This window comes from Methylorubrum populi (assembly GCF_002355515.1).
GTDB lineage: Bacteria > Pseudomonadota > Alphaproteobacteria > Rhizobiales > Beijerinckiaceae > Methylobacterium > Methylobacterium populi_A.
On the sequence record NZ_AP014809.1, the window covers coordinates 4,700,530 to 4,721,611 of the forward strand.

The 21,082-nt window shown below is 71.1% G+C and carries 19 protein-coding genes; 10 read left to right on the forward strand and 9 right to left on the reverse strand.

What is annotated here, in order from left to right; translation table 11 throughout:
• Positions 1–81: 81 nt before the first annotated feature.
• The 5 genes from MPPM_RS21720 to MPPM_RS21740 all read right to left on the reverse strand — a co-directional run bounded on the left by MPPM_RS21720 (position 82) and on the right by MPPM_RS21740 (position 5,942).
• The gene (locus tag MPPM_RS21720; RefSeq protein ID WP_096486829.1) at positions 82–810 is read right to left on the reverse strand and encodes a glutathione S-transferase; all 729 of its coding nucleotides are present in this window, start codon (positions 808–810) and stop codon (positions 82–84) included.
• 20 nt (positions 811–830) lie between these two features.
• Entirely contained in the window at positions 831–1,499 is a 669-nt protein-coding gene (locus MPPM_RS21725) for a YidB family protein (protein WP_096486830.1), read from the reverse strand.
• A 177-nt stretch (positions 1,500–1,676) separates the two neighbouring features.
• Positions 1,677–1,991: a hypothetical protein gene (locus MPPM_RS21730; protein WP_017484107.1), complete on the reverse strand. Its 315-nt coding sequence runs from the start codon at positions 1,989–1,991 to the stop codon at positions 1,677–1,679.
• A gap of 155 nt (positions 1,992–2,146) precedes the next feature.
• Positions 2,147–4,906, reverse strand: coding sequence for an excinuclease ABC subunit UvrB (uvrB, locus tag MPPM_RS21735; protein ID WP_096486831.1), 2,760 nt, complete (start codon positions 4,904–4,906; stop codon positions 2,147–2,149).
• 103 nt (positions 4,907–5,009) lie between these two features.
• Positions 5,010–5,942: a LysR family transcriptional regulator gene (locus tag MPPM_RS21740; RefSeq protein ID WP_096486832.1), complete on the reverse strand. Its 933-nt coding sequence runs from the start codon at positions 5,940–5,942 to the stop codon at positions 5,010–5,012.
• 135 nt (positions 5,943–6,077) lie between these two features.
• Here MPPM_RS21740 and MPPM_RS21745 point away from each other — a divergent pair, with 135 nt between their 5' ends.
• The 10 genes from MPPM_RS21745 (at position 6,078) to MPPM_RS21790 (ending at position 15,787) form a co-directional block, all read left to right on the forward strand.
• A complete protein-coding gene (locus MPPM_RS21745) occupies positions 6,078–6,503 on the forward strand; it encodes a DoxX family protein (protein ID WP_096487971.1) in 426 nt (141 codons plus the stop codon).
• A gap of 23 nt (positions 6,504–6,526) precedes the next feature.
• Entirely contained in the window at positions 6,527–7,009 is a 483-nt protein-coding gene (locus MPPM_RS21750) for a VOC family protein (RefSeq protein WP_096486833.1), read from the forward strand.
• 87 nt (positions 7,010–7,096) lie between these two features.
• Positions 7,097–7,732 (forward strand): hypothetical protein, encoded by a 636-nt coding sequence (locus MPPM_RS21755; protein ID WP_096486834.1) that lies wholly within the window; start codon positions 7,097–7,099, stop codon positions 7,730–7,732.
• Positions 7,719–8,171 carry a transcriptional regulator gene (locus MPPM_RS21760; RefSeq protein WP_096486835.1) on the forward strand — a complete coding sequence of 151 codons (453 nt, stop codon included), beginning with the start codon at positions 7,719–7,721 and terminating at the stop codon, positions 8,169–8,171. The genes MPPM_RS21755 and MPPM_RS21760 overlap by 14 nt, the downstream gene beginning before the upstream one ends.
• Before the next feature lie 80 nt (positions 8,172–8,251).
• Positions 8,252–8,962 (forward strand): di-trans,poly-cis-decaprenylcistransferase, encoded by a 711-nt coding sequence (locus MPPM_RS21765; RefSeq protein ID WP_096486836.1) that lies wholly within the window; start codon positions 8,252–8,254, stop codon positions 8,960–8,962.
• 94 nt (positions 8,963–9,056) lie between these two features.
• The gene (gene bchE / locus MPPM_RS21770; RefSeq protein WP_096486837.1) at positions 9,057–10,583 is read left to right on the forward strand and encodes a magnesium-protoporphyrin IX monomethyl ester anaerobic oxidative cyclase; all 1,527 of its coding nucleotides are present in this window, start codon (positions 9,057–9,059) and stop codon (positions 10,581–10,583) included.
• A 69-nt stretch (positions 10,584–10,652) separates the two neighbouring features.
• Positions 10,653–11,195, forward strand: a complete 543-nt coding sequence (locus MPPM_RS21775; protein ID WP_096486838.1) for an ankyrin repeat domain-containing protein — start codon at positions 10,653–10,655, stop codon at positions 11,193–11,195.
• A gap of 87 nt (positions 11,196–11,282) precedes the next feature.
• Complete coding sequence (gene glpK / locus MPPM_RS21780; RefSeq protein WP_096486839.1) at positions 11,283–12,788, forward strand: glycerol kinase GlpK; 1,506 nt, start codon at positions 11,283–11,285, stop codon at positions 12,786–12,788.
• Positions 12,788–13,954: an alpha/beta fold hydrolase gene (locus tag MPPM_RS21785; protein WP_096486840.1), complete on the forward strand. Its 1,167-nt coding sequence runs from the start codon at positions 12,788–12,790 to the stop codon at positions 13,952–13,954. The genes glpK and MPPM_RS21785 overlap by 1 nt, the downstream gene beginning before the upstream one ends.
• 147 nt (positions 13,955–14,101) lie before the next feature.
• The gene (locus MPPM_RS21790; RefSeq protein WP_096486841.1) at positions 14,102–15,787 is read left to right on the forward strand and encodes a methyl-accepting chemotaxis protein; all 1,686 of its coding nucleotides are present in this window, start codon (positions 14,102–14,104) and stop codon (positions 15,785–15,787) included.
• Positions 15,788–15,842: 55 nt separating this feature from the next.
• Here the strand turns inward: MPPM_RS21790 and MPPM_RS21795 are convergent, their stop codons facing one another.
• The 4 genes from MPPM_RS21795 to MPPM_RS21810 form a co-directional block, all read right to left on the reverse strand.
• The gene (locus tag MPPM_RS21795) at positions 15,843–16,604 is read right to left on the reverse strand and encodes a glycerophosphodiester phosphodiesterase family protein (RefSeq protein ID WP_096486842.1); all 762 of its coding nucleotides are present in this window, start codon (positions 16,602–16,604) and stop codon (positions 15,843–15,845) included.
• Positions 16,601–17,074, reverse strand: a complete 474-nt coding sequence (locus MPPM_RS21800; protein WP_096486843.1) for a RidA family protein — start codon at positions 17,072–17,074, stop codon at positions 16,601–16,603. The genes MPPM_RS21795 and MPPM_RS21800 overlap by 4 nt, the downstream gene beginning before the upstream one ends.
• Positions 17,075–17,161: 87 nt before the next feature.
• Positions 17,162–19,333 carry a peptidase domain-containing ABC transporter gene (locus MPPM_RS21805; protein WP_096486844.1) on the reverse strand — a complete coding sequence of 724 codons (2,172 nt, stop codon included), beginning with the start codon at positions 19,331–19,333 and terminating at the stop codon, positions 17,162–17,164.
• Positions 19,330–20,625 (reverse strand): HlyD family secretion protein, encoded by a 1,296-nt coding sequence (locus MPPM_RS21810; RefSeq protein ID WP_096486845.1) that lies wholly within the window; start codon positions 20,623–20,625, stop codon positions 19,330–19,332. The genes MPPM_RS21805 and MPPM_RS21810 overlap by 4 nt, the downstream gene beginning before the upstream one ends.
• Positions 20,626–21,082 lie beyond the last annotated feature (457 nt).

A 21,082-nucleotide genomic window follows, 5' to 3' on the forward strand; every position in this document is an offset into this window, starting at 1 on the left:
AGCGCGACCGTTTGGCCGGAAGACAGCTTTCACGACGATGTCACAGGTCGAGCCGTGAGCGTCGATCGTGCGCGTCGGTGATCAGCCGAAATCGAGCTCCGGGTAATGCCGGAAGATGCCCTCTTCATTGAAGGGGATGCTCCGCTCGCTGGCGCGGTAGGCGGCGATGCGCGGCAGCGTCCCGATCCGCTCGGCGTGGGCGACGACGCGCGGCGCCCGCGCCAGGGCCCGGGCCGCGGCATTCGGGAAGGCGTAGCGCAGGCCCGCCACGAGCTGGAACAGCGAGGTATCGGCGTAGCTGACCGCGTCGCCGACGAGGTGCTCCGGCCCCGCCACGTTGCCGGCGAGCACGCGCTCGAACCAGGCCAGGAACTTCGGAATCCGGTTCCGGCAGAAGTCCTCGGCCCGGCGGCGCGCCTCCGGCCGCTGGTCCTCGTAGTACTGGCCGACGCCGACGGGGTGATGGGTGTCGTGGGCCTCCGCCACCATGTCGGCGATCGTCAGCTGGATCTGGTGCGTCCAGATCCGGTCGGCCTCCTCCGCTCCGACGAGGCCGATGCGGGGCCCGAGATAGAGCAGGATCGCCGCGGTCTGGCCGATCACCCGGTCGCCGTCCTTGAGGAGGGGCGGGGCGAAGGGTGGCCGGACCGGCTCGTCCTCCAGGCGGTCCATCATCGCCGCGATGCCGCCGCCCGCCTCTTCCGGCAGGCGGGCGACATCGACGTAATCCGCCCCGGCCTGTTCGAGGGCGAGCCGCACGAACTCGCCGCGGCCGGGAATCATCGGCCAGTAGTGCAGCTCGTAGGCCATGGCGGGTTCCTTCTGCGGGCTCACCAGCCGCCGCGTTCCTCGCGGCTCGGGGCGCGGCCCTGGGGCGTCAGGGCGTCGATCACGCCGGGCAGGGCCTGCGCCAGCTGCGCGAGCAGATCCTCGCGCGGCAGGCCGGTCTCGCGGCCCAACGTGTCGAGGGTGTCCGGACCCAGGGCGTCGGCGAGGCGGTTCGGCGCGATCTCGCGGTTGGGGCCGTGGCCGATCCACGAGCCGATCACATCGCCCAGCCCGCTGCGCTCGAAGCTCTGGATCAGGCCGTCGAGGCCGCCGGCGACCGCGCCGCTCTCGTCCTGCGGCTCCCGGTCGAGCCCGGCATAGGGCCCTTCGCCAGGCGAGCGGTGCCCGGAGGGGCCGTCCCCCGGACCGTCGAGCATGCCGGCGAGATCGCTGAAATCGCCGCCGGGATCGCCCCCTTGGCCCGGCGGTCCGCTGCGGCGGCCCTGGTTGAAGCCGCCGAGATCGCCGTCGTCGGCGCCCGGGCCGGGCAGGGGGCGACCGCCGGACCCGGGCGATCCGCGGCCGAGAATGTCGCCGAGGCCGCCGCTCGCGCCCTTGGCGAGCAGGAGCATGAGCAGCGCCTTGACCACCGGCGAGGCGAGGGCGCCGCCGCGCCCGCCCCCCAGAACCTGTCCCACGACTCCGCCGATGACCTGATCGAGCAGCCCCATCTCGTCTCCTCCCGCCGGTTCACGCCGCCTCTGGAGTCCTCCCGAAGGCGATGCCTTCGGGCAGGACTCCAGATCCTCGCTTCGGTGCGCGCTCCGCCGAACCGGTATTCCACTTCGGCGGAGCGCACTCAGGCAGCCGTGCCGGTCCAACGGCGGGGGGCGGGATGAGGTTGCGGATCAGTTCTCGTAGCTCGAGCGGAACGGCTTCGAGAGATGGTCGGAGGGGTTGGTGCGCACGGTCTTGCCGCTGCTCCGGCCCTCCGGCATGACCGAGGTCGAGGAGCGGATCGCGCTTGGAGGCGACACCTCGCCGGTCGCCCGCTCGGCGGTGCGCGCGTTGCCCCGCACGGTGTCGGTGCCGGAGGGCAGGGTGCCGGCAGTGGGCTGGTCGTTGGGATTGGCCACGCTCTGGGCGAGCGCCGGCGCCGACAGGATCAGGCTGCCGAGGAGGGCGCTCAGAGCGGCCCGGCGGAGGGGAGAGGGGGATCGCATCGGTCGGCTCCTTCGAGACTTCCCGCAGGCTTCGGCCGCCGGCCGGGCTCGCGGCGGGGCCACCCGGCGGTTGCAGGATCTGAAGGGCCAATCCCAGCCGATGGCCAAGGTTCCCCTTGTCGAGCCTCCCCTCGTCGGGGATTTGCCCGGAGGCCTCAGCCGCGCTTGCGCCCGCCGCCGCCCTTGTAGCGGGGCTTCTGACCGCCGAGCCCCTGCGTCGAGCGCGCCTTCGGCCGCTCCTGCCAGGGCACGGCCCCGGCCGGCAATTCGCGGTCGGTGCCCGGCCCCATATTGTCCAGCGACGGCTTCGAGATCCGGCTGCCCTTCTGCCCGTAGCGCCCGGCCTCGCGCTCGACGTCGCTCTGGCGGGCCATGGGATCGTCGGAGACCAGGAGTTCGGTGGCCTGGAGGCGCTTGAGCTCGTCGCGCAGCCGCGCGGCCTCCTCGAAGTCGAGATCGGCGGCCGCCGCGCGCATCCGCTTCTCGAGATCGGCCATGACGGCCTTGAGGTTGTGGCCGACGGTGATCGCGTCCTTGGCCAGCCCCGTATCGACGCGGACATGGTCGCGCTCGTAGACGCTCTCGAGGATGTCGCTGATGCCGCGCTTGACCGATTGCGGCGTGATGCCGTGCTCGGCGTTGTAGGCGAGCTGCTTCTGGCGGCGGCGCTCGGTCTCCGCCATCGCCCGCTCCATCGAGCCGGTGATGGTGTCGGCGTAGAGGATGCAGCGGGCCTCGGCGTTGCGCGCCGCGCGGCCGATGGTCTGGATCAGCGAGGTCTCGGAGCGCAGAAAGCCCTCCTTGTCGGCATCGAGGATGGCCACCAGCGCGCATTCGGGGATGTCGAGGCCCTCGCGCAGCAGGTTGATGCCGATCAGGACGTCGAAGGCGCCGAGCCGGAGATCGCGGATGATCTCGATGCGCTCCAGGGTGTCGATGTCGGAGTGCATGTAGCGCACCCGCACCGAGTTCTCGTGCAGATACTCGGTGAGATCCTCGGCCATGCGCTTGGTCAGCGTGGTGACCAGGGTGCGGTAGCCGGCCTGGGCCACGGCGCGGACTTCTCCGAGAAGATCGTCGACCTGGGAGCGGGCCGGGCGGATCTCGATCACCGGATCGACGAGGCCGGTGGGGCGGATCACCTGCTCGGCGAACACGCCCGCCGTGCGCTCCATCTCCCACTTGGCGGGCGTGGCCGAGACGTGGATCGATTGCGGGCGCATCGCGTCCCATTCCTCGAACCGCAAGGGGCGGTTGTCGAGGCAGGAGGGCAGGCGGAAGCCGTACTCGGCGAGTGTCGCCTTGCGGCGGAAGTCGCCGCGATACATGCCGCCGATCTGCGGCACGGTGACGTGGCTCTCGTCGGTGAAGACGAGGGCGTTGTCGGGCAGGTACTCGAACAGGGTCGGCGGCGGCTCGCCGGGCTTGCGGCCGGTGAGGTAGCGCGAATAGTTCTCGATGCCGTTGCAGGCCCCCGTCGCCTCGATCATCTCGATGTCGAAGGTGCAGCGCTGCTCCAGCCGCTGCGCCTCGATGAGGCGGCCCATCCGGGTCAGCTCCTCGACGCGCTGTTTCAGCTCCGTCTTGATGCCCTTGATCGCCTGCTGCAGGGTCGGGCGCGGCGTGACGTAGTGCGAGTTCGCGTAGACCTTCACGAACTTCAACTCGTTGAGCTTCTTGCCCGTCAGCGGATCGAACTCGACGATGGATTCGATCTCGTCGCCGAACAGGCCGATGCGCCAGCCGCGGTCCTCCAAGTGGGCCGGCCACAGCTCGATCACGTCGCCGCGCACCCGGAAGGTGCCGCGGGCGAAATCCGACTGGATGCGCTTGTACTGCAGTGCCACAAGGTCGGCGATGAGCTGGCGCTGCTCGATCCGCTCGCCGAGCGAGACGGTGAACGACATTGCCGTGTAGGTCTCGACCGAGCCGATACCGTAGATGCACGAGACCGAGGCGACGATGATGACGTCGTCGCGCTCCAAGAGGGCGCGGGTGGCCGAGTGGCGCATCCGGTCGATCTGCTCGTTGATCGAGGATTCCTTCTCGATGAACGTGTCGGACCGCGGCACGTAGGCTTCGGGTTGATAATAGTCGTAGTACGAGACGAAGTACTCGACCGCGTTGTCCGGAAAGAAGCTCTTGAACTCGCCGTAGAGCTGTGCGGCCAGCGTCTTGTTCGGAGCCAGAATCAGGGCGGGCCGCTGCGTCTCCTCGATGACTTTGGCCATCGTGAAGGTTTTTCCGGAGCCGGTGACGCCGAGCAGCACCTGATCGCGCTCGGCGATTTTGACGCCCTCCACCAGTTCGGCGATGGCCCTGGGCTGGTCGCCCGCCGGGGTGAAGTCGGATTTCAGCGTGAATTTGACGCCGCCCTCCGATTTGGCCGGGCGCTCCGGCCGGTGCGGCACCCAGGCCTCGCCGTTCTTGAACAGCGGGTTGCCCTCGGTGAGGAGCTTTTCCAGCGCCTCGACGGTGGCCGAGACGCCCTCGGTGGCGAGGGACGGCGCCTCGGGCGCGGCCTCCGGCGCCGGGCCGTCGTCGGGCGGGACCAGGCCGAGCGCCTGGGCCAGCCGCGGATCGACCTCCGCCGCGTCGCCGATGGCGAAACCCGCCTGCGGCGCCTCGGCGCAGCCGTCCTGCGCGATTTTTTTGTAAGCTTTCGCTTCGCCGGCCTCACCCTTGCGGCCGCGCCCTTTCCGGACCGGCTCCGGCGGGGACACCGGCTCGATCGCCTTCGGGCGGTTGCGGTTGAGGGCGGGGTTGAGCAGCGCGGCGAGATGCTCGTCGAGCGGCATCAGCTCCGGCCGGTCGGCCTTCGCCGTCGTCTTCGAGGTTGCCTTCGATGTCGCTTTGGAGGCCGGCTTGGCCGTCGCCTTGGCCGGGCTCACGCGCGGATTCTTGGATGCGGGCATAGCGGCAATATGGGCCCGTCGGGCGGTCTCAGGAAGAGTTCGAACGGCCCGAGATGGCCGAGACTTGCGGCCGATTGAGGTCGGGACGCGCGTCGGGGCGTTCTCATGACGGGAGACTGTTGGCGCCCGCACTTCGCACCGCCGGCAAATCCCGTTCCCAGGCCGGCTCGCCCGCGAAGCGCTCCGCCAGGTAATCGACGAAGGCGCGGGTCTTGGCCGGGCGCCGGCCCGGCGGCATCAGGGCGTGGATCGGCAGGGTCGGGCAGGGGGCGCCGAGATCGAGGGCGACGAGGGTGCCGGCGCGCAGGGCCTCCGCCACCAGGAAGGTCGGCTGGTAGACGAGCCCCAGACCGGCCACGGCCGCGGCCACCAGGGCGGCGCCGTTCGGCGCCCGCAGGGTGCCCGAGACCGGATAGGCCTGATCACCGAAGCGCCAGCCGCTCGCATCGGACAGGGTGTAGCCGAGGCAGTTATGGCCCTTCAGTTCCTCGGGTTGACGCGGCGTGCCATGCCGGTCGAGATAGCCGGGCGCGGCGCAGACCACGAGGCGGCTGGAGGCGAGGCGCCGGGCGATCAGCCCGGAATCGGCGAGCGCCCCGATCCGCACCGCGAGGTCCCATCCCTCCTCGATCAGGTCGACCCGCCGGTCGTTGAGGCCGAGCTCGATCGTCAGCGCCGGGTGCGTGGCGGAGAAGGCCGCGAGCGCCGGCGCGATTTCCCGCACGCCGAACGAGAGCGGCACGTTGAGCCGCAGGGTGCCGTGCGCCTCCACCCCCTCCGCGCCGACCGCTGCCTCGGCCTCCGCGATCTCGGCGAGGATGCGCTCGCAGGCCTCGAGATAGCTGCGGCCGGTCTCGGTCAGCGTCAGGCGGCGCGTCGTCCGGTGCAGGAGCCGCGTACCGAGCCGCGCCTCCAGGGCCGCCACGTGCTTGGTCACCCCGGTCTGCGACAGGCCGAGCGCGCGCCCGGCGGCCGAGAAGCTGCCGAGCGCCGCCACCCGGGCGAAGACTTGCATTCCCGTCACGCGGTCGAGCACGGCTCACCTCACTCTCTCAGAGTGAGGTGAATGGCAGCGAACGCGGATTATCGCAATCGCCTGGGCCGGGCATGGTCCGGTCATCGCGAACGCCGCCACCGCGGCGCCGATCGAAACGACCGAACCGAGATGACCATGACCGCGACGACCCCGACCGCGACGACCTCGACCGACCCTCGCACCGCTCCCTACGCCGCCCTGCTGCTGCGGCTCACCCTCGGCGGCCTGTTCCTGGCCCATGCCGGGCTGAAGCTGTTCGTGTTCACGCCCGCGGGCACGGCGGCCTTCTTCGGCTCCCTCGGCCTGCCGCCCGCCCTCGGTTACGCGGTGATCGCCGTGGAAGCCGTCGGCGGCCTCGCCCTGATCCTCGGCCTCTATGCCCGCCTCGTCGCCCTGGCTCTGGTTCCGGTGCTGATCGGCGCCATCGTCACCGTGCACGGTGCCAACGGCTTCTTCGCGCAAAATCCCGGCGGCGGCTGGGAGTTCGCGGGTTTCTGGGCGGTGATGCTGCTGGTCCAGGCGGGGCTCGGCGACGGCCCCTACGCCCTGCGGCGCGCGTGACGCGCCAGGCGAGGAGAGAGCGCGTGAGCGAACCGATCCATCCGGGGGCCCGCATCGGCCACGTCCACCTCAAGGTGGCCGACCTTGAACGAGCGCTGGCCTTTTACTGCGGCGTGCTCGGCTTCGCGCTGACGCAGCGCTACGGTGCCCGGGCCGCCTTCGTCTCGGCCGGCGGCTACCACCACCATATCGGCCTCAACACCTGGGAGAGCGCCGGCGGTTCTCCGCCGCCGCCCGGCCATACCGGCCTCTACCACCTCGCGATCCTCTATCCCACCCGGGCGGCCCTGGCCGATGCCCTGCGCCGGGTCGAGGCGGCCGGTCTCCCACTTGACGGTGCCAGCGACCACGGCGTGTCCGAGGCGCTCTACCTGCGCGACCCCGACGGCAACGGGGTCGAGCTGTACCGGGACCGGCCGGAGGCCGAGTGGCCGCGCGACGGGCAGGGCGCCCTCGCCATGCTCACCCGCCGCCTCGACCTCGCGGGGCTGCGGGAGGAAGGCTGAGCCGCGCAGAGAAACGCCGCTTGACGGCTCTGCGCCCGCGTGTACTTTGCAATGCAAAGCGCGCCTCGACGCGGGAAGACGAGCCCCATGCGTGACACCCACGGCGACCTCGACAGGGCGCTGGCCGACATCGTCGCGATCCGCATGCAGATCGCGCGGGACACGGCCTTTCGCGGCCTCGGCACGGCGACGCTGGCCGCGACCGGCATTCTCGCCCTCGCCGTCGCGGGCGGGCAGGCGCTGCTGCTCGACGACCCGACCGCCCGGCCCGTCGCCTTCTTCGGCCTGTGGATCGCCGCCGCGGTCACCGCCTGCGCCCTGATCGGCTTCGAGGCGGTGCGCCGCTCGCGCCGGGTCCATTCGGGACTCGCCGACGCGATGGTGTTCAGCGCGATCGAAGGCTTTCTGCCCGCGGGTGGGGCGGGTCTGTGCCTCGGCCTCGTCTTCGCCCGCTTCGCGCCGGACCAGCTCTGGATGCTGCCGGGGCTGTGGCAGGTGCTGGTCGGGCTCGGCCTGTTTGCCTCGGTCCGCATCCTGCCCCGCACCGTGCCGCTGGCGGGGGCATGGTACCTGCTCGCCGGGCTCACCGTGCTGGTGCTCGCCAGCGAGACGCGCCACCTCTCGCCCTGGCTGATGGGCCTGCCCTTCGCGGTGGGGCAGGGGCTGATGGCCCTCATCATCTACCGCCACGCCGGTCACGGAGACGCCGATGCCGACCTCTGACCGCACCGAGGCCCGCTTCTCCTACGAGGGCCTCGACCGGATCATCCACGAGCGGGCGCGGCTCTCGGTGCTGACCTCCCTGGTCTCGCATCCCCGCGGCCTCGCCTTCCCCGACCTCAAGCGCCTGTGCGGGCTCACCGACGGCAATCTCAGCCGCCACCTCGCCGTGCTGCAGGAGGCCGACCTCGTCAGCCTGGAGAAGGGCTACGATCAGAACCGCCCGCAGACCCTGTGCCGCCTGACCCCCTCCGGGCGCACCCGCTTCCTCGATTATCTCGGGGTGCTGGAACAGGTGGTGCGCGACGCTGCCCAAGCCGCCGGCAGGCCACAGAGCGCCGCCGGCAGGCCACAGAGCGCCGCCGGCAGGCCGCAGAGCGCCGCCGGCAAGACCCAGAGTCCGGCTGGCCACGACCGCTCCGGCCTCGCCGAACCCGTCTGACGGGCGGACCGCCCGCCGGAAGCCGAACCGTGTCCAACGTCCCCTCGCCCCCGCGTCGAATGCCGCCCGGAGACTTTACGATGCAAAGCCCTCTCGACCGCAGATCGAGTCTTCACGCGGCGATCATCATGGACGGCAACGGCCGCTGGGCGCGTGCCCGCGGCCTGCCGCGGGGGGCGGGCCACCGGGCGGGCGTCAAGACGATCCAGCGGGTGGCGGAGGCCGCCCCCGCCCTCGGCATCGGCACGCTGACCCTCTACGCCTTCTCCAGCGACAACTGGCGCCGCCCGGCCGAGGAGGTCGGCGGGCTGATGCGGCTGCTGCGGGCCTATCTGCGCGGCGAGACCGAGCGCCTCGCCCGCAGCGGCACCCGCCTCACGGTGATCGGCCGCCGCGACCGCCTGCCCGCGGGCATCCCGGAGGCGATCGCGCGGGCGGAGACCGCGACCGAAGCGGGCGACCGGCTGCACCTGCGCATCGCCGTCGATTACTCCTCGCGCGACGCGATCCTCGCGGCGGCCGCCCGGCTCGGGCCGGAGGGGTTGAGCCGCGAGGCCATGAGCGAGGCGTTGTGCGGGCCCGGCGACGTCGATCTCCTGATCCGCACCGGCGGCGAGAAGCGGCTCTCCGACTTCCTGCTCTGGGAGGCGGCCTACGCGGAACTGCACTTCACCGAGCGGATGTGGCCCGATTTCGGCGCCGCGGACCTCGCCGCGGCGGTCGCCGACTTCACCGCCCGCGACCGGCGGTTCGGGGGGCTGAACCCGCCCGCGGTGCCGCAAGCCGCCTGAACCTCTCGACCATTACAGGGCTCGGCCGTCCGGCCGGGTCTCGACGCAGGATCCATCCGGTTCTGCGAACCCTCGCCCCTGTCCGGAGCGCGCGATGAAGATTCTGCTCGTCAACGTGCCCCATCCGGCGATCGGCAGCCGGATCCCCGACGACCATCTGCCGCCGCTGGGACTGCTCGCCATCGGCGGCCCGTTGATCGACGACGGCCATGCCGTCTCGCTCATCGATGCCGAGTTCGGACCGGTGCCGCTGCCGGACCTCGTCCGAGACATCGTGGCGCGGAGGCCTGAGGCGGTCCTGTTCGGCCATTCCGGCTCGACCTCGGGACACCCGGTCATCGCGGAGGTTTCGGCGGGGGTGGCCGCGGCGATGCCGGGCGTGACCATCGTCTATGGCGGCGTATTCCCGACCTATCACGGGCGCGAAATCCTGCAGGCCGAACCGCACGTCGCTGCGATCGTGCGCGGGGAGGGAGAGGAGACCGCCCGGCGGCTCGTGGCAGCGCTCGCGGCGGGACGGTCGCTCGGCGGCGTGCCCGGCCTCGCTTATCGCGACGGCGACGCGATCCGCGAGACGCCGCCGGCTCCGCTGATCCGCGATCTCGATGCCTACCGGGTCGGCTGGGAGCTGATCGACCACGCCCGCTACAGCTACTGGGGCGGCCTGCGCGCCGTCGTGGTGCAGTTCTCCCGCGGCTGCCCGCACCCCTGCACCTATTGCGGCCAGCGCGGGTTCTGGACCCGCTGGCGCCACCGCGATCCCGTCCGCTTCGCCGCCGAACTCGCTCGGCTCCACCGGGAGCACGGCGTGCGCGTCATCAACTTCGCCGACGAGAATCCGACCGTCTCGAAGAAGGTCTGGCGCACCTTCTTGGAAGCCCTCATTGCCGAGAACGTCGATCTCATCCTGGTCGGCTCGACGCGGGCGGACGACATCGTGCGCGATGCCGACATCCTGCCGCTGTACAAGCGGGCGGGATGGGAGCGCTTCCTGCTGGGGCTCGAGAGCACCGATGCGGCCACCCTCGATCTGATCCGCAAGGGTGCCACCACGACGACCGACCGCGAGGCGATCCGTCTGCTGCGGGCGAACGGCATCCTCTCCATGGCGACCTGGGTGGTCGGCTTCGAGGAGGAGCGCGACCGCGACTACTGGCGCGGCCTGCGGCAGCTGCTCGCCTACGACCCGGACCAGATCCAGATGCTCTATGTCACGCCGCACCGCTGGACGCCGTATTTCCGGCTCGCCGAGGAGCGCCGGGTGATCCAGCTCGACCGGCGGCGCTGGGACTACAAGCATCAGGTGCTCGCCACCCGCCACATGCCGCCCTGGCGGGTGCTGCTCTGGTTCAAGCTGATCGAGGTGATCCTCCAGGCGCGGCCGAAGGCCGTGGCGCGCACCTATCTGAACCGCGATCCCCGCCTGCGCCATGCCATGCGCTGGTACACGCGGATGGGCCGCCGGGTCTGGCCCCATGAGATCCTGGCTTGGTTTCGCGATCCGCTGACACGAATGGGTCCGACGGTCGCAGCGTTCTGGGGGAGAGGGCAGCAGCGGGAGGAGGCGATGGCCGTGCGCGCCGCGGCCCGATCCCGTCCGGACGGTCGCGAGGCCGCCTGACTGGACGAAGCCCCCGGAAACGCCACATGCATGGAGCCGATCCCGTCACGAAGCCACGATAAGATCCCGATGCAGGCCGATCCGAACGCCGCACCGCTCGCCCTCGACGACGAGACGCTCGCCTTCGCGGCCCGCGTCTTCCAGTACGCCCGGATGGGGCATGCCGAGGAGCTGGCCGAGCTGTTCGGTCAGGGGCTTCCGGCGAATCTGCGCAACGACAAGGGCGACAGCCTCCTGATGCTCGCCGCCTATAACGGCCAGGCGGCGGCCGCCCGCGTCATCCTGGAGGCGGGGGGCGACCCCGAACTCGCCAACGACCGTGGCCAGACCCCGCTCGCCGGGGCCGCCTTCAAGGGCGAGGCGGACATGGTCCGGCTGCTCCTGGAGCACGGTGCGCAGGTCGACGGGGCCGGCGACGGCACCCGCACCGCGCTGATGGTGGCGGCGATGTTCGACCGCACCGAGATCGTCGAGCTGCTGCTCGCCCACGGCGCCGATCCGGCCAAGCGCGACGCCTCGGGGATGAGCGCCGCCGACATGGCCCGGCAGATGGGCGCCCAGAACACCCCGGCTCAATTGGACCGGGCGCAAGGGGACCGACAGGCCGGCTGACCGGTTCCGGCGCGCCCCGCCTCGTGTAGGATCGGGCTCGAGCCGGGCGAAACAATCCCGGACGCGAGGGATGCCGGGAGACGGGCCATGCCGGATGCGGTCGGGGCGATCGATCAGGGCACCACGAGCACGCGCTTCATCGTGTTCGACCGCCAGGGCACGATCCGGGCGCAGGCCCAGCGCGAGCACGAGCAGATCTTTCCCCGCCCCGGTTGGGTCGAGCACGACCCGCGGGAGATCTGGCGCAACACCCACGCGGTGATGCGCGAGGGGCTGGCCCGGGCCGGGCTGGCGCCGGGGGATCTGGCCGCCATCGGCCTCACCAACCAGCGCGAGACGGCCCTGCTCTGGGACCGGACCACCGGCGAGCCGCTGCATAACGCCCTCGTCTGGCAGGACACCCGCACCGACCGGCACGTCGCCGCGCTCGCCCGCGACGGCGGACGCGACCGCTTCCGCGCCGTCACCGGCCTGCCGCTGGCGAGCTATTTCTCCGCCTCCAAGCTTGCTTGGCTGCTCGACCACGTGGAGGGCGCCCGGGCCAGGGCCGAGGACGGCACCGCCCTGTTCGGCACGATCGATTCCTGGCTCGTCTGGAACCTCACCGGCGGCCCGGACGGCGGATTGCACGTCACCGACGTCACCAATGCCAGCCGCACGCAGCTGATGTCGCTGGCGACCCTCGACTGGGACGAGGCCATGCTCGGCGTGTTCCGCATCCCGCGGGCGGTGCTGCCCGAAATCGTCTCCTCCAGTGCCGTGCTGGGCGAGACCCGCGACCCGTTCCCCGGCGTGCCGGTCGGCGGCATCCTCGGCGACCAGCAGGCGGCCCTGTTCGGGCAGACCTGCTTCGCGCCGGGCGAGGCCAAGAACACCTACGGCACCGGCTGCTTCGCGCTGATGAACACCGGCCCCGACCCCGTCGCCTCCACCGCCGGGCTCGTCACCACCGTGGCCTATCAGCTCGACGGAGGCCCGCCGGCCTATGCCCTCGAAGGCTCCATCGCCATCACCGGCGCCCTGGTGCAGTGGCTGCGCGACAATCTCGGCCTGATCGGCGCCTCGAGCGAGATCGAGGGGCTGGCCCGCAGCGTCGAGGACAATGGCGGCGTCTACGTGGTGCCGGCCTTCTCCGGCCTCTACGCCCCGCACTGGCGGGATGACGCCCGCGGTCTCATCATCGGCCTGACCCGCTACGCCAACAAGGGCCACATCGCCCGCGCCTGCCTGGAGGCGACCGCCTACCAGACCCGCGAGGTGCTGGAGGCGATGGAGCGCGATTCCGGCTGCCCGCTGTCCGAACTGCGCTGCGACGGCGGCATGACCGGCAACGACCTCCTGATGCAGTTCCAGGCCGACATCCTCGACCGGCCGACCCTGCGCCCCAAGGTTTCGGAGACGACGGCGCTCGGCGCAGCCTACGCCGCGGGGCTGGCCACCGGTTTCTGGAAAACGCTCGAAGATCTTCGCGATAATTGGGCCGTGGACAAACGCTGGCATCCGCATATCGCGGCGGAAGAACGTCGGGCACTGTTCGCCGGGTGGGGCCGGGCGGTGGAACGTTCGTTCGGATGGGTTGAGGAGGACGCTTGATGGCTGCTCGGATACGCTCGCTTCGCACGGCGCTGCTGGTCACGGCGATGGCGCTGGCCCCGCTCGCTGCCGGCCTCGCGCCGGCTCCGGTCGCCGCCGCGCCGGCCGCCGCTCCCTATCCGGGCCAGAAGGAGGGCGATCTCGTCGTCGAGAACTTCAAGTTCGCCAGCGGCGAGAGCCTGGACAAGGTCAAGCTGCACTACACCACGCTGGGCACGCCGCATCGCGGCGCCGACGGCGAAATCGACAACGCGGTGCTCGTCCTCCACGGCACCACCGGCACCGGCAAGAGCTTCCTGATCCCGACCCTCGGGCCGGAGCTGTTCGGCGAGGGCGCGCCGCTCGATGCGCGGCGCTGGTACGTGATCCTGCCCGACGGGCTCGGCCGCGGCGGCTCCTCCAAGCCCTCCGACGGCCTTCGGGCCCGCTTTCCCCGCTACGGCTACGGCGATGTGGTGGAGGGTCAGCACCGGGTCGTCACCGAGGCGCTCGGGGTCAAGCATCTGCGCCTCGTGCTCGGCACCTCCATGGGCGGGATGCAGGCCTGGATGTGGGGCGAGCGCTATCCCGGCGAGATGGACCTGCTGATGGCGGTGGCGAGCCAGCCGATCCCGGTGAGCGGGCGCAACGCCATGTGGCGGCGCCTGCTGATCGAGGGCATCCGCACCGATCCCGATTGGAAGGGCGGGGACTATACCGAGCAGCCGCGCCATTTCGGGCGCATCCTGCCGATCTTCAACATCATGACCGAGAGCGTGCTCGGCCTGCAGAAACAGGCGCCGACCCGCGCCGCGGCCGACAAGGCCTACGACAAGATGATCGCCGGCTACGAGAACAAGGCCGACGCCAACGACTGGATGTACTGGTTCGATTCCTCCTACGACTACGACCCCTCGCCGGACCTGGAAAAGATCACCGCCAAGGTGCTGGCGGTGAACTTCGCCGACGACGAGCTCAATCCGCCTCAGCTCGACGTGATGAACGCGGCGTTCGCCCGGGTGAAGGACGGCCGCTTCGTGCTGGTCCCGACCTCGCCCGAGACCCACGGCCACCAATCCCTGCGGTTCGCCGGCCTGTGGAAGGGCTACCTCGCCGAGTTTCTGGGCCAGCCCGAGGCGACGACCGAGAAGAAGAGCTCGTCGGAGCAGCCGGAGGGCAGCCGGTAAGCCGACGGGTGCAGGCCGGGCCGCCTTCGGCCCGGCCAGCGCGCAGCGGCATCGGAATGTGCATTTTCTTGCAGAAATCGATAGAACCTTAAGTATTCCGGTGCAGGGTAGCGAGACTGAGCGTCTCTATCCCTTCCCGGACTCATCATGCGCGTTTCCCTCAAGGCAGCCCTGGCGGGCTCGTTCAGCCTTCTGGCGGTGGTTGCTGCGGTTCAGGGCGGCCTCAGCGTCGTCAAGCTTTCGGCCATCGACCACGAGGTCCGCGACATCGCCGACAACTGGCTGCCCTCGGTCGGACTGCTCGGCGACATCAGCACCGCGACCCGCGACGAGCGGGTGAAGACTTACCGCTTCGTCGCCGCCTCGCCGACCGCCGCGCTGCGCGAGGAGAACGAGAAGAGCGTGCGCACGAGCCAGGCCGCCCTCGAGGCCCTGCGGCGTACCTACGAGCCGATGATCACCTCGCCCGAGGAGCGGGCGCTGTACGAGCGCTTCTCCGAGACCTGGGCGACCTACACGCAGCGGGTCGATACGATCGTCGGCCTGATGCGGGAAGGGCGCCAGCCCGAGGCTCTCGCCCTGCTGACCGGGCCCGAGGCCCTGGGCCTCGCGCAGTCCGCGACCAAGGTGCTTCAGGAAAACCTCGCCCTCAACAAGCGCGGGGCCAAGGCCAGCGTCGAGGGGGCCGTCGGGAATGCTGCCTCCGCCATGGCCGCCGCCTGGATCGCCATGGCCGTGACCCTGCTCTCCGCGCTTGCCGCCGCCCTGTTCGGCTGGTTCGGGATCTCGCGGCCGATCACGCAGATGACCGGGACGATGGGCGCGCTGGCGGGCGGTGATGCGGCGGTCGCCGTACCGGGGCGGGAGCGCGGCGACGAGATCGGCGCCATGGCCGCGGCGGTGCAGGTGTTCAAGGACAACCTGATCCGCACCCGCGCCCTGGAGGAGGAGACGCGGGCCGCCCGCGCCGGCGCCGAGGCGCAGCGCCGGGCCGCCGCGCGGGCCCTGGCCGACGACTTCCAGCGCGCGGTGGGCGGCATCGTTCAGGGCGTGACCGCCGCCGCGACCGAGCTGCAGGCCACCGCCCAGCAATTGACCGCCAATGCCAGCCAGACCGCCGGCCAGTCCGGCACGGTGGCCGCCTCCGCCGAGGAGGCCGCCTCCAATGTCGGCACGGTCGCCGCGGCGGCCGAGGAACTCGGCGCCTCGGTGCAGGAGATCGGCCGGCAGGTCGACGGCTCGGCCTCGCTGGCGCAGGCGGCCGTCGCCGAGGCCGGGCAGACGGCGGCCCTCGTGCGCGACCTCTCCGAGGCCGCCGCGCGCATCGGCGACGTGGTGGCGATGATCTCGACCATCGCCGGCCAGACCAACCTGCTGGCGCTCAACGCCACGATCGAGGCGGCCCGCGCCGGCGAGGCGGGCCGCGGCTTCGCCGTCGTCGCGGCGGAGGTGAAGGAACTCGCCAACCAGACGGCGCGGGCGACGGAGGAAATCACCGGGCAGATCGGGCGCATCCAGGGGGCGACCGGTCAGGCAGTCGGCGCCATCGACAGCATCGCCGGGCGCATCCGCGAGATCAGCGGCGTCGCCACCGGCATCGCCGCGGCGGTCGAGGAGCAGGGCGCGGCGACCCAGGAGATCGTGCGCAACGTCGCCCAGGCGGCGAGTGGCACGGAATCCGTCACCCGCACCATCGCCAGCGTGGCGGGCGCGGCGGAGGAGACCGGCGCGGCGGCGGCGCAGGTGCTGTCCTCGGCGACCGAATTGTCGCGCCAGTCCGAGCACCTCTCGGCGGAGGTCGGACGCTTCCTCGAGACCGTGCGGGCGGCCTGAGCGTCAGCAGGGCTCTGCCCTGCACCCGCGAAAGGGCTTGCCCTTGGGGAGCCCGTTACGGGCGAAAACCCTCGAAGACCATCTGGTCGGCGTGCTCCTGCGCCAGCGCCCGCTGCGCCTCGGTGCGCACGGTCCAGGTCATCACCGGCATCTGCCCGAGCCGACGGCAGAGATAGGGGACGGGGCCCGGCAGGTCGCCGACGCGCCACGACAGGAAGTGCGGGCGGCTCACATGCAGGTGGAGCAGGCCCGACAGCTCGGCCCGCGCTGACGGCGTCAGCAGGGCGTAGTGCGGATCGTCCTGGCTCGCCTCCGCGACGATGCCGCGGGGCAGGTCGGGGGCGATCTCGGCGAGCGTGGCGACGATGCCCGGATCGAAGGATTTGAGCGCCACCGGCGCGTCGAACCCGGTGACGATCTCGGCGGTGCGGCGGGTCAGGCGCCGGTCGCCGTCGAAGCGCGACTTGATCTCGACGATGACGGGCACGCGGCCCGCGATCTTCGCCAAGAAATCCGGCAGGGTCGGGATGCGCTCGTTCGTGCCGGCCACCGTGAGCGTGCCGAGGTCGGCGGCCGTGCGGGTCTCGATTCGGTCGGAAACGTCCGTCAGACGGCCCAGCGCCTCATCGTGGAACACCATCGCCTCGCCGTCGGCGCTGAGCTGCACGTCGCACTCGATGGCGTAGCCGCCCGCGACCGCCGCCTCGGCGGCCGCGAGGGTGTTCTCGGGGATGCCGTTCGCGCGGTCGTGCAGGCCGCGATGGGCGATCGGACGGGCGGTGAGCCAGTCCGGTGCCCGCTCCAGGGTCGCGCTCACGCGACCTCGAACATCGCCTCGACCTCGACGGCGGCGTCGAGGGGGAGTTCGGCCACACCCACCGTCGAGCGGGCGTGGCGGCCGCGATCGCCGAGGATCTCGACCATCAGGTCGGAGGCGCCGTTCATGATCGGGGCGAGACCGGCGAAGCTCGGCACCGCGTTGATGAAGCCGCCGAGCCGCACGCATTGCACGACGCCGTGGTCGAGGTCGCCCACCGCCGCCTGGACCTGGGCCAGCACGTTGAGCGCGCAGAGGCGGGCCGCCGCGATCCCCTGCTCGGCCGAGACCTCGGCGCCGAGCTTGCCCTTGTGGGCCGGGTCGAGGGTGCCGTCCGGCCCGAAGCAGATCTGGCCGGAGATGACGACGAGGTTGCCGGTGCGGATGTAGGGCACGTAGTTCGCGACCGGCGCCGCAGCCTTCGGCAGCTTGAGGCCGAGCGCTTCCAGACGTTCCTTGACCGAGTTCATCGCCTCAAATCTCCCGAAGCCGTGTTGCTGCCGGGCTCTGAGCACGGGGGCGGGGCGACTCGCAAGGGGGAGGGCCGAACCGCGTCCTCAACCGGCGGTCTCCCGCGCCTGCACCGCGGCCCGCGGTTCGTCGGCGGAAAAATCGTAGCGTAGGTCGGCATGGGCCACGGTGGCCGGGCGGTGGGCGACGATGACCCGCGTCATCTTCAGGTCGCGCAGCGCCGCGGCGATCACCGCCTCGGTGGGCTCGTCGAGCGCGCTCGTCGCCTCGTCGAGAAACAGAATCTCCGGGCGCCGGTAGAGGGCGCGGGCGAGGATCACCCGCTGGCGCTGGCCGCCGGACAGGGTCGAGCCCATGTCGCCGACGAGCGTCTCGAAGCCCATCGGCGTGCGGGCGATGTCGTCGAGGATCGCGGCGCGGGCCGCGCATTCGCGGATCCAGCCGGGATCGGGGCGCTCGTCGAAACAGGCGATGTTCTCGGCGATCGAGCCGGCGAACAGGCCGTCATCCTGCATCACTCCGGCGATGCGGGCGCGGTAGGCCGCGAGCCCCCCGGCGCGGATGTCGCGCCCGTCGACCAGCACCGCCCCCTCGGAGGGCGGCAGCAGGCCCATCAGGATCTTCATCACCGAACTCTTGCCGCAGCCCGAGGGGCCGGTGATGGCGAGACTCTGGCCCGGCGGCACCTCTAGGCCGAGATTGCGGAACACCCAGGGCTCGTCGTCGCCGTAGCGCAGGGACAGGCCGACGGCGCGTAAGCCAGCGCCGCGCACCGGCGGACGCTCGCCGGCGGGAAGGAGGGCAGGGGCCGCCACCGGCTCGACCGCGGCGGGCATGGGGGCGGCGGCCTCCTCGGGCTCGGTCATGACGATGTCCGAGAGCCGGTCGGTCTGCACGTTGAGCATCCGCAGCTGGAAGCCCGACTGGATCAGGTTGCCGATCCGGGTCGAGAACTGGTCGCGATAGGCGAGGAAGGCCACCAGCATGCCGAGCGTCATCGACTGGTCGATCACGGCGCGGGCGCCGAGCACCAGCAGGATCAGCCGGTCGGCACCGAACAGGAACTCGTTGCCGCGCCCGAACACGAGGTCGAGCCGCTGCAGCCGCAGCCGGGCGTTCAGGGCCTGGACGAACTGGTTCATCCAGGTGCCGCGGCGGCGCTCGCGCAGGTTCAGGAGCTTGACGCTCGCCATGCCGCGCACGGTCTCGATGAAGTGGCTCTGCTGGCGCGCCTCCGCGACGATCGCCTCCTCGGTGCCCTCGCGATAGGCCTTGTAGGCGGCGATCCGTAAGCCGGCGTTGAGGGCGGTGGCGGCGAGCGCCACCAGGGCGAGCCAGCCGCCGTAGAGGAACAGCATGATCAGCATGCCGATCGACATGATGCCGTCGAGGAGCGCCTGGACGAGGTCGGTGGTGATGCCCTTCTGGATCGTGGCCAGCGTGCCGAAGCGCGAGATCACGTCGCCGACATGCCGCTTCTGGAAATAGTCGAGCGGCAGCCGGGAGAGGTGGTCGAACAGCGAGCCCGACCACTGGTAGTTCAGCCCCGTTCCGGTGAGCATGATCGCCCAGCTCCGGGCGACGCCGAGGCCCAGTTGCAGCACCAGCAGCAGGGCGAGGCCCAGCGCCACGACGAGCAGCAGGTCGAGATCGCCGTTCACGATCACCTCGTCGATGACGATCTGCGAGGCGATCGGCATCAGGATCGCGACGAGTTCGATCCCGAGCGACAGGGCCAGGATCTGGATCATCGCCGAGCGGATGCCGGCCATGCCGCGGAACAGGTCGGACAAAGCGAGCCCCCGCGCCGCCCGCTCGCGCACGAAGCTCTGGTTCGGGCTCACCTCCAGGGCGACGCCGGTGAAGTCCCGCGAGGCTTCCGCGAGGCTCAAGGTGCGGCGCCCGCGGGCGGGATCGTGAATCACGATCTCCCGGCGCCCGACGCGGGCCAGCACGACGAAGTGGTTGAGCCCCCAGTGCAGGATGCAGGGCAGGCGCAGGCGGCCGAGATCGTTGAGTTCCACCCGCAGCGCCCGCGTCGAGAGGCCCATGGTGCCCGACAGGTCCATGAGGTTTCGCAGCGTCATGCCCTTGAGCGAGAGGGCGTGGCGGGCGCGCAAGCTTCCGAGGTCGACCCGGCGGCCGTGGTAGCCCAGCACCATGGCGAGGCAGGCCATGCCGCACTCGGCGGCCTCGGCCTGGAGCACGACCGGCAGGCGCCGCCGGAAACCGAACTGAAGATCCGACAGCAGACTCAACGCTCCCCTCCTTCCGTGACGAGATCGACGCTGCGCTTGACGTGGTAGAGGGGGTCGAGGAGCCAGCGGTAGAGCGGGCGCCTCTCCAGCGCGATATCGGCCTCGACCCGCATCCCGGCCTCGAGCCGGCGCTGCTCGCCATAGGCCGTCACGCTGTCGGCATCCGGCCGCACGACGATGCGGTAGACGCCACCGCTCCCCGCGCTCTTGGCCGCGTCGCGGGCCGCCTCCGGCTGGCCGGCACCGTCGCCTTCGAGGGGGGCGCGGGTCACCTCCGTCACGAGGCCCCGGTGCAGGCCGAAGCGCTGGAACGGGAAGGCGGCGTAGCGCAGCATCACGCTGGCGCCGGGCTCGATGAAGCCGATCGCCGAGGAATCGACGAACAGGTTGGCCTGCAGCCGCCCCTCGCTCGGCAGCAGGGTGAGCAGGCTCGCCCCCGCCGCCACGGTCTGCCCGGCCTGCGCCCGGATCGAAGTGAGGATGCCGCGCTCGGGCGCGCGCACCTCGATGGCCCGGCGCGCTTCGCTCTCGGCCCGCTGCTGTTCGAGCTGGGCGGCGGTGCGGTCGAGTTCGGCCAGATCGCGCGCCAGGGTCTCGTCGAAGGTCGAGAGCTTGGCCTTGAGATCCCCGAGCTTGCCCTCGACCTGCAGACCGCCCTGGCGGAACTGCGCCAGCTGCGAGGTCGCCTGGAGGTAGAGGTAGTTCTGGCTCTGGAAGTCCGCCGCCCGGGCGAAGCCCCGCGTGACGAGGTCGGCGAGTTCGTCGGCCCGCGCCTTGAGCGGCGGCACCAGCTTCTCCTGGAGCGCGAGCTGCTCGTCGATCTTGGCGCGCTGCGCCTCCAGATTGGCGATCTGCTCCTTGAGCCCCTCCTTCTCCGCCGCGGCCATGGCGGCGCGGGCGGCGCGCTGGCGCTCGACGCTCTCGCGCTGGCGCCCGAGCTGGGCGATCACCCGCTCCTGGGTCGGGCCGCTCGCGGAGACGGCGTCGAGATCGACGGTGAAGAGGAGCTGGCCGCGCTCGACCCGGTCGCCCTCCTTGACGCCCGACGCGCTGATCCGTCCCGCCAGCGGGCTCGCCACGGTAATGAGCCCGATATCGGGCGCGAGCAGGCCGTTGGCATGGACCCGGCGCGTGTAGCTGCCGAGCCAGGCGTAGAGGCCGACCAGGACGACGAAGCCGAGGCAGAGGCCGACCACGACGCGGATCGGGAGCGGCTGCACCACCTGGGCCTCGCCGAGCCAGGCGCTCCGACGCGCCTCGACGACCTCGTGACGGAACAGCGGCGCGTTCAAGGCTGAGCCTCCCCGGAGCCTGCATTCCGGCCTGCGACAGTGCGGCAGGGTGCGTTATTCTGACGCATAAGTGTCGTAATCCGCAATAATTTCAACTTTTTACCGAGCCGCGCCGATGGGCTGGCGGTCCAACTCAATGCCAGGGCAATTTTTGACCCCGTGGCATCGGACCGGCGGACGGTCCCTCCAGGCCGCCCTGGGGGCTCGGTAAATGGCGTAGGACGACCGAACGCGCCGGCCCGCGCGTGCCCGCCGCGACGCTTTCACGACCAATGGTGGTGATTTCGAAGGGCAAGATTTGTCCACCCGCGCGTTTTCCTTCCCATCCGTGCCGAGGCTCCAGCGCAAACCGGGTTGCCTGCCGGAATAATATCCGTACCTTATCCAGCAGAGCAGCGCAGCAACGCCGCTCTTATTCCACGGGAAGACATAAATACAGAACGATCTTCCAATATCG

Coding starts and splice junctions, on each gene's coding strand:
- MPPM_RS21720 (WP_096486829.1), bottom strand. CDS start 810: ATGGCCTACGAGCTGCACTACTGGCCGATGATTCCCGGCCGCGGCGAG.
- MPPM_RS21725 (WP_096486830.1), bottom strand. CDS start 1,499: ATGGGGCTGCTCGATCAGGTCATCGGCGGAGTCGTGGGACAGGTTCTG.
- MPPM_RS21730 (WP_017484107.1), bottom strand. CDS start 1,991: ATGCGATCCCCCTCTCCCCTCCGCCGGGCCGCTCTGAGCGCCCTCCTC.
- uvrB (WP_096486831.1), bottom strand. CDS start 4,906: ATGCCCGCATCCAAGAATCCGCGCGTGAGCCCGGCCAAGGCGACGGCC.
- MPPM_RS21745 (WP_096487971.1), top strand. CDS start 6,078: ATGACCGCGACGACCCCGACCGCGACGACCTCGACCGACCCTCGCACC.
- MPPM_RS21755 (WP_096486834.1), top strand. CDS start 7,097: ATGCGTGACACCCACGGCGACCTCGACAGGGCGCTGGCCGACATCGTC.
- MPPM_RS21760 (WP_096486835.1), top strand. CDS start 7,719: ATGCCGACCTCTGACCGCACCGAGGCCCGCTTCTCCTACGAGGGCCTC.
- MPPM_RS21765 (WP_096486836.1), top strand. CDS start 8,252: ATGCAAAGCCCTCTCGACCGCAGATCGAGTCTTCACGCGGCGATCATC.
- bchE (WP_096486837.1), top strand. CDS start 9,057: ATGAAGATTCTGCTCGTCAACGTGCCCCATCCGGCGATCGGCAGCCGG.
- MPPM_RS21775 (WP_096486838.1), top strand. CDS start 10,653: ATGCAGGCCGATCCGAACGCCGCACCGCTCGCCCTCGACGACGAGACG.
- glpK (WP_096486839.1), top strand. CDS start 11,283: ATGCCGGATGCGGTCGGGGCGATCGATCAGGGCACCACGAGCACGCGC.
- MPPM_RS21785 (WP_096486840.1), top strand. CDS start 12,788: ATGGCTGCTCGGATACGCTCGCTTCGCACGGCGCTGCTGGTCACGGCG.
- MPPM_RS21790 (WP_096486841.1), top strand. CDS start 14,102: ATGCGCGTTTCCCTCAAGGCAGCCCTGGCGGGCTCGTTCAGCCTTCTG.
- MPPM_RS21800 (WP_096486843.1), bottom strand. CDS start 17,074: ATGAACTCGGTCAAGGAACGTCTGGAAGCGCTCGGCCTCAAGCTGCCG.